1 protein-coding gene is annotated in these 424 nt (G+C 61.8%); it reads right to left on the reverse strand.

The annotated features are described in order from the left end of the window. Positions 1-424: type IV secretion system DNA-binding domain-containing protein (locus EO141_RS00260; protein ID WP_164738979.1), on the reverse strand; the 424-nt coding region annotated here is incomplete at both ends.

Consider the following 424-nt stretch of genomic DNA (forward strand, 5'->3'; position numbering starts at 1 on the left):
CTCCTGGACCGTCACCGCGCCGACCAGAAGTCCGACCCAGTCGAGGAGGAACTGGCGATTGGCCGGTGTGTCGTCCAGTTGGAGAGGATTCAGCCCCGATGGGCTGCCAGGACGGAGCACGTCATATCGTCCGCCGATCGCGCGGATAAACAACTCGGCCCCGCGATCCTTGTCGAAACACACCAGCCGTGGGCGGTATTTGCGCGCCTGGGCGAGCAAGAAATTGAGCACCACGGTCTTACCCGATCCTGTGGGCCCGATGATGGTGAAATTCCCAAGGTCGCGGGTGTGGAAGTTGAAGTAGTAGGGTCCAGCCGCCGTGGTTTCGAGCAGGGTGAGCGCTTGCCCCCAGTGATTACCCTCGGCCTCGCCGGTTGGAAAATTGTGCCCGCTGGCTAGGCTGGCAAAATTGCTGGTGGAGACC

Source organism: Xanthomonas sp. BRIP62415, assembly GCF_003993515.1.
In the GTDB taxonomy this organism is placed as follows: Bacteria; Pseudomonadota; Gammaproteobacteria; order Xanthomonadales; family Xanthomonadaceae; genus Xanthomonas; species Xanthomonas euroxanthea.